Genomic DNA, 7,567 nt, shown 5'->3' with positions numbered 1-7,567 from the left:
GTTTAAGAGTTTTACTCTATTACGCAAATATCGCACCAAAATAAAGCAATTAAAAATCAATGAGTTATTTTTCTATTATTTTTATTCAATCAAATAATTGTTTGTTTTTCCAATAAGTTGGTTGGTGTTTACCATTTTTTGTATTGATTGAATCAAAGTTTGAGTTGTGAGTGATACCTCAATTAACCGACAAAACAAAAGGGCTCCAGAGTTACCTCTGGAGCCCTTTCTAGTATTTAAGTGCTAAAGAATTAACGACGCTTTGGTTTACGTTGACCAGCTGGTTTGCCTTGTCCTTGTGGGCGACCTTGACCTTGCGGCTTGCTGCCTGCTGGGCGGTTTGCACTGTTGCCGCTGGGGCGTTGGCTGTTGCTAGCAGGGCGTTGACCACCTTTTGCTTTGTCAGAGCCGTTACGGTTGCCAGATGGTTTACCATCTTTTGAACCGCCTTCAGAGCGTTTGTTCAAATGACCACCGAAGCCCGGTTGGTTTTTGGTATGTTTCGTGGCAAAGCGGTTTGCCCCGTGACGACCAGATTTACGACGTTGTGCAGGTGTTTGTGCTTCAATGTCTTCCGCAGGAACGAGACAGCCTTGTTTGTCACCAATCAAATGTTTTTTACCCATACTGATTAGAGCTTCACGGATCATTGGCCAGTTTGCTGGATCGTGGTAACGCAACAGCGCTTTATGTAGGCGGCGTTGACGTTCACCTTTTGCTACAGGTACATCTTCACGTTTTTTATACTTCACTCGTTTCAGAGGGTTTGTCTCTGAGTAGTACATCGACGTTGCATTACACATCGGCGACGGGTAGAAGTTTTGTACTTGGTCACACTCGAAGTTGTTTTTCTTCAGCCACAGAGCAAGGTTCAGCATGTCTTCGTCTTCTGTGCCTGGGTGCGCAGAGATAAAGTAAGGGATTAAGTACTGCTTCTTACCCGCTTCTGCGCTGTACTTCTCGAACATCTCTTTAAAGCGATCGTACGTGCCCATGCCCGGTTTCATCATCAGATCAAGAGGGCCTTTCTCTGTATGTTCCGGTGCAATTTTCAAGTAACCACCTACGTGGTGAGTCACGAGCTCTTTCACGTATTCTGGTGATTCAATCGCAAGGTCATAGCGTACGCCAGATGCGACCATCACTTTCTTCACGCCTTCTACTTTACGCGCTTCGCGGTATAGGTCGATGGTGTGTTTATGGTCTGTATTTAACTTGTTACAGATGCCCGGGAATACACAGGATGGACGACGACAGTTCGCTTCCGCTTTTGGATCTTTACAGCCCAGACGGTACATGTTTGCAGTCGGGCCACCAAGGTCGGAAATTGTGCCGGTAAAGCCCGGAACTTTGTCGCGAATTTCTTCAATCTCGTTAATGATTGACTCTTTCGAGCGGTTTTGAATGATTCGTCCTTCATGCTCGGTAATTGAACAGAAAGAACAGCCACCAAAACAACCACGCATGATGTTCACAGACGTTTTGATCATGTCATACGCTGGAATTTTCGCTTTGCCGTACATAGGATGAGGAACACGCGCGTAAGGCAGGCCAAACACAAAGTCCATCTCTTCGGTCGTCAATGGGATTGGGGCTTGGTTTACCCAAAGTTCACGATCACCATGGCTTTGAAGTAACGCTCGACCAGAGTACGGGTTTGTTTCTAAATGCAATACACGACTTGCGTGGGCATAAAGAATGCGATCGTTTCTTAGTTTTTCAAAAGAAGGTAAGCGAACCGCAGTTGTCGCAGCATCGTGGCGTGATGGGCGAATCGTGATTGGTTGTGCAACTGGCTCATCTTTTTTAGTTTCACACTGAGTTTCTACTTCGTATGGGTTCTTTGGTACGAACGCTTCTTTACGAGGTTTTTCAATGCGAGAAGAATCGATAACCGTGTAGCCTTCTGGCGCGGCTGGCAAGTTCACGGCAGTACCACGAATATTGGTCATGGTGCTGATGTCTTCGCCATTTGCGATGCGATGTGCTACTTCGACAAGTGCGCGTTCTGCGTTACCGAAAAGTAGGATGTCTGCTTTTGCATCAAACAGTACCGAACGGCGAACTTTGTCTGACCAGTAATCGTAGTGCGCAACACGGCGTAGGCTGGCTTCGATACCACCTAAAACAATAGGCACTTCTTTATAGGCTTCACGACAACGCTGAGAGTAAACCAAAGTCGCGCGGTCTGGGCGTTTGCCACCTTCGTTATTGGGGGTGTACGCGTCATCGTGACGAAGTTTTTTATCCGCGGTGTAACGGTTGATCATGGAGTCCATGTTACCCGCAGTGATCCCGAAGAACAGATTTGGCTTACCAAGCTGCATGAACGCATCTTTGTTTTGCCATTCTGGTTGAGCAATGATACCGACACGGAAACCCTGCGCTTCTAGCAGACGGCCAATGATAGCCATACCAAAGCTTGGGTGATCTACGTAAGCGTCACCGGTTACGATGATAATGTCACAGCTATCCCATCCTAGGGCGTCCATTTCTTTGCGACTGGTCGGCAAGAAAGGTGCCGTACCAAAACACTCTGCCCAGTATTTTTTGTACTCATGAATAGGAGTGATGTTATTGGTCATATTTTGCTCTCTGTTCCAGGGAGCGCGAATTATAGCGATTTGAGGATCAGGTATCTATACCAAACTCATCTATTCAAGCTTAGTTCATCGAGTTTTATTTGGTTTGCAAAAATATCAAGGCTATATCGGCGATTTTATGTCTAATATCACCTTGAAAGCCTCATGGTTATAGGTCGAGTCGTGAAAAAATGTCGCAATGTTAATACAACCAATAAGCAATGGTGTGCTTATTAAAAACAACGCCTATAATCAAATCAATGCATAGGAAAATGCAAAAAGCCGAACAAGCTCTGAAAAGGTTCTAAGTCGATTGGCTTACGTTGCCAGAATCTATTTTACAAGAGGAGCAGCAGGTCCCAAATGGAATAAGGTACGTTGACTACGAACCTTGAGCATGAGGCTAATTAAAAAGGGGGCTAGGGAATGAGTGACTCAACAACAATAGCACATGAAAAAGTGCAACTGACATCCAATCCGACTCCAGTGATTGAATGGTCTTACAAGATTGATACTCGCGAGTTCGAATGCGACCAGCAAGGAATGGCAAATGCTTTTGGGTTAAATACGCCTGTCACCTGTTTAGATGATTTGTTTGAGCATATGCTGATGGGGCAACAGGAAACACTAAGGCAACGAATTTTAGAAGTGGAGCTCCTAGGTGGGCAAGGTCGTTTTTCTTGTTGCATGATGCTTAATGAAGCTCGCTTAATACATGTCACAATTAGTTTTGAAAAGCTCAATGAGCGTATTGTTCAAGGCTCTATCATCCCGCAATTGACGATCACTGGCTGCGAAGAATTAGCGAAAATTCTCGAAACGATATTTGATTTACCGAACGTAGGGGTTTTAGTCGCGGACGAAGACACCCGAATCTTAGGTTGTAACCGTGCCTTTGAATTGCAAATGGGTTATCAAAACCGTGATTTGGTTGGACTTAAAACCTATATCTTTAGCACATCTCACCATAGTCAGGCGTTTTACGACCAACTCTGGCAACATATTGATGATGAAGGATACTGGAGCGGTAATTTATTGAGTAGAACTGCAAATGGTAGTAATCAGGCACATCATCTTTGTATCTATCGGCTAACGTTTCATTCTGGACGGATCCTTTATCTCGGTTTCTCTACTGACATTTCGGCTTCCTTGTTGTGGATGAAAAATCGCTGTGAACAACAACATGATTGGTCAGCTTTTTTGCCTTCTAGAGAAGAGTTCGAACTGCAATTAGCTAATTTGGCGAACGAAAGTGGGAGTAAAGAACTCAATATTGTCATGACTCTCAGACCAAATTTTTCTGAAAAATGCTTACTTGAACAGCAACTAGGCTTCGCCGATTTTATTATGCGAAGCCGCTACACCAGTATCGCGGGTCAACTTTCTAGGGATGTGTTTGTTGTCTGTTTACAAACTCCTCACTGTCAATGGCTAAGTCCTTTACGTTTGATTCAAATTGCAATGAAAGGGTTCTTCACTGAGCTTAGGAATGAAATGGGAGCAAAAATGCATACCACTATCGTCGAGGGACAAACGGGAGTGTCAATCCTCGGCTATGATACAAACAGGCCAAAGCAAGCGTTAGCGCATGCAGCCCAGGCGATGTTGTCCTCAATTTCTGGAGAAGGTGGCTATTTTAATTTTTATAATAGTGAGCTTCATTCTGAGTTAGTCAAACGCCAGCATTTAGAGGCGTTTTTGGAAGCGCAAATAGACAGTGGGCTGGTGGATGTTCATTTTCAACCAATCATTGATAGCCGAACTGGAAAAGTCGTTAAGTTCGAGGCCTTAGCGCGCTTTTATCATGAAAGTGATGCCTATAGCACTCAAGAGATGATTACTGTTATTGAAGATTTAGAGTTGATTGCGGCTCTGGATGATGAGGTTTGTCAAGCCGCGCTCAAGCACTTTCCTCGCTTGCAAGACATATATGGCGAGGAAATAGGGTTAACCATCAATCGCTCACTGAATACTAAATTGGATTCGCTCCAGGTTCTTCAGCGTTCGCATGACCTAATTAAAGCCAGTGGTGTCGATCCTAAACGAGTCACGATTGAGCTGACGGAAACAGCGTATTTTGAGCAAGACGAAGAGCATACGCAAGCGCTAGAGCAAGTGCGCAAAGAGGGCATTAAAATTGCGATTGATGACTTCGGTACAGGGTATTCTTCTTTTTCTTACCTAGAGAAAGGGCAGTTTGATTTACTGAAAATAGACCGAAAATTCGTTAAGAACATTCAGCATGGTAATACCAGTTATAACATTGTCAAAATGGTCACTGATCTTGCTCAGCAAATGAATGTAAAAGTGGTTGCCGAGGGCGTGGAGTCAGAACAGGAGCTTCAAACATTGGCTGAAATAGGTGTGGATTACATGCAAGGCTTTTTGTTCTCTCGTGCTCGGCCTGTCGATTTGATGGAGAAAGCGGAAAGTTACGAACATTTGTTTTCGGATGTTACTGTTAAACCAAAACAAGATGATGTATTGCAATCACTGAGCCATGAAGAGGTAAGGCACCTTGAGCCCGGGGAACCATTATCGTTGGCGGTGGAATATATGAATTTAAGTCCAAGTTCGCCGTTGGTTGTCATTAACGAAAAGCGCTGTGTTGGCTTAGTTACCAAAGAGCAAGTTAACTTACACCTAACGCCTTCCATGGGGACAGAATTAGAGACTGAGCGAGAAAATTGGATTTGGAAACGTCCGGTGAACCAGATAATGAGCACGGAGTTTGTGCTCGTCAATGCGCATTTGTCCGTCGCTGCTATTCGAGAGCTAATCAAAACAGACATTCGCTTCCCGTGGGTTTTATGTGATGAAAAAGAAGAATACAGAGGCGTGTTAACTCAAGAAGATGCGTTGAAGTATCTCGCTTCTTGTTGAATAAAAAGTCTCGCTGTTCTAGTACATTTGGGGATAGACTTTCGGTGGTTTGACGATAGGTGATTTGCTATTATCGCCACCCCAAAATGACTTTTGAGCGTGCATTTAACATGATTCAACAATTGCTGGTTACTTTTCCTCCGATGCTATTTGGCGCGCAAGCGCTACTGACTTTACTTCTCATCAAGGGCGATATTTGTCCGGGCCAGAGAGGCCGTCTTCATAAAATGTTGCCAGCAGTGGCGTTATTGTGGCTTGCGGTTGCTTCTCTTCGCATTGAAGCATTTATGATCGTGTTCGCTATTTTCTATTTCTACTCTCAGGTTCAAACCAAGAAAACGCGTGAAAAAGGCCCTCTTTGGGCGATGCATTTAGCGAATGGCTTGGCTTTTGCGTATGTAAGTATTCAAGCATTTGAACAGCCAAGCTGGCCTGCGTCTATTGCGATGGCAATAATGATATTTTTCCTTGGGGCGTCATTTTCTCAATTGCTTCTGACTATCGCTCGTAGCAGATTGCAGGCATTTCACCGCATTTTGCCAGTTACGGGCATTGTGTCTGGAATGCTGCTGGTAATCGCAACGCTATTTGCTTCTTACCAGTTAAATGAAGCGACATTGAGTGCCGCAACACAACCAATTTTATTATCTTTAGCCATGCTAGTTTCTTCAATCATTGTTTGGTGCTGGCATATCTTCACACATAAAAAACCAGAAAAGGTTCAACTGAGCGTCGCCCTGTTGCTCGCGCTCGCGTCAATGACGAGCCTACAAGGTTTATTCTCTTTGGCGGCTTAATCTCGAGTCGAGAAACAGATCAATACTGCTTGTACTCAAGTTCTTTCTAGGTTGCTTGAGTATAAGGCACTCACGTTTTGGATCGCGCTCACTTTAAATTCACGTGATTACGTCTACGCTTGTTTATATACCTTGTCGAAGAGGAGAGTCGCGATGGATTTAAGCAATGTAGGTAATTTGGACAGCATTATTTTGCTAGGTATCGTCAATGAAAAGCTACGTTTAGAGTGCGACAGTTTTGACGAGTTAGTATCGGTGTATGAAATGGATGTAGAGTCCGTAGTAGGCAAGCTTGATATGCTTGGTTATCAGTACGATCCATTGACCAACCAATTTAAAGCATATCAACGCTAAACCTTCCTTAATCCATATCCCTAAGCCATCTTGATTCCGTCAAGGTGGCTTTTACATTGTAGCCTTGCGGTTGCGAAAAAGGCTTGTAAGTAACGTTTATCTTTCTCTGAGTGACGCGTTGCAGCAAATAAGCGACGCCATAAGCCTTGGCCAAAAGGTTTACTGGTAATAAGGCCTTGGCGCGAAAATTCAGAAATCGCCCAATTTGGCAGTGCTGCAACCCCTAATCCAGCGGAGACCATTTGCACTAACATCAGAGTATTGTCGGCTTGCTTCCATTTGGCGGGCTCTACCCCCGCTGGCTGCAAGAAGTGTTTTACGACGTCTAGCCTTTGTTTTTGAACCGGATAAGAGAGCATGGTTTGATCTGCGAGATCTTGCGGATCAATAACTTCTTTTTCCGCCAATGGGTGGTTGGTCGCGGTAATTAAGCGCATTTCAAAGTCGAATAAAGGTTCATAATGCACTTCAGAACGAGGTTGAATATCTGACGTGATAACGAGATCTAATTCGCCAGCCAACAATGCGGGTAGGGGCTCAAACCCAAAGCCGGACGAAAAATCCAACGTGACGCTTGGCCACGCCAATTGATATTCCCTTAGAGCGGGCATGAGCCATTGGAAACATGAGTGACATTCAATCGCCATATGCAACCGACCATTGACGTCTTCTTTCAAGCTTGCCAAATCATTTTCTGCTCTTGCGAGTTTGGGAAGAATATCTTCTGCAAGACGCAATAGGATTTCTCCCTCTGAAGTGAACTTCACCGGACGAGTTTTTCTAAGGAATAATTGTCCCCCAATCCGCGCCTCTAAATCTTTGATCTGGTGAGACAAGGCCGATTGAGTGAGATGCAACGCGGTCGCGGTCGCGGTTAGAGAGCCGGTGTCTCGAAGCGACGTGAGTGTCCGCAAATGTTTTAGCTCTATCATGAATTCCTTTCATCCTTTG

The 7,567-nt window shown here is 44.5% G+C and carries 5 protein-coding genes; 3 read left to right on the top strand and 2 right to left on the bottom strand.

Annotated features, from left to right (window positions below; all coding sequences use genetic code 11):
- Positions 1-251 precede the first annotated feature (251 nt).
- A complete protein-coding gene (locus tag CAG69_RS16795; protein WP_161445264.1) occupies positions 252-2,585 on the bottom strand; it encodes a YgiQ family radical SAM protein in 2,334 nt (777 codons plus the stop codon).
- 423 nt (positions 2,586-3,008) lie between these two features.
- Between CAG69_RS16795 and CAG69_RS16790 the strand changes: the two genes are divergently transcribed.
- From CAG69_RS16790 to CAG69_RS16780, 3 genes are all read left to right on the top strand, one after another.
- Positions 3,009-5,465, top strand: coding sequence for an EAL domain-containing protein (locus CAG69_RS16790; RefSeq protein WP_161445262.1), 2,457 nt, complete (start codon positions 3,009-3,011; stop codon positions 5,463-5,465).
- An 86-nt stretch (positions 5,466-5,551) separates the two neighbouring features.
- Positions 5,552-6,262, top strand: coding sequence for a hypothetical protein (locus tag CAG69_RS16785; RefSeq protein WP_053808888.1), 711 nt, complete (start codon positions 5,552-5,554; stop codon positions 6,260-6,262).
- A gap of 153 nt (positions 6,263-6,415) precedes the next feature.
- Positions 6,416-6,616 carry a DUF4250 domain-containing protein gene (locus CAG69_RS16780; protein ID WP_005392843.1) on the top strand — a complete coding sequence of 67 codons (201 nt, stop codon included), beginning with the start codon at positions 6,416-6,418 and terminating at the stop codon, positions 6,614-6,616.
- Positions 6,617-6,636: 20 nt separating this feature from the next.
- On the opposite strand, the gene metR is transcribed toward CAG69_RS16780, so the two are convergent.
- A complete protein-coding gene (gene metR / locus CAG69_RS16775; RefSeq protein WP_005392844.1) occupies positions 6,637-7,548 on the bottom strand; it encodes an HTH-type transcriptional regulator MetR in 912 nt (303 codons plus the stop codon).
- Positions 7,549-7,567: the final 19 nt, after the last annotated feature.

Source organism: Vibrio sp. V43_P6S15P86 (assembly GCF_009904725.1).
GTDB classification, from domain to species: Bacteria; Pseudomonadota; Gammaproteobacteria; order Enterobacterales; family Vibrionaceae; genus Vibrio; species Vibrio diabolicus.
This window is presented reverse-complemented; position numbering and strand designations above follow the sequence as displayed.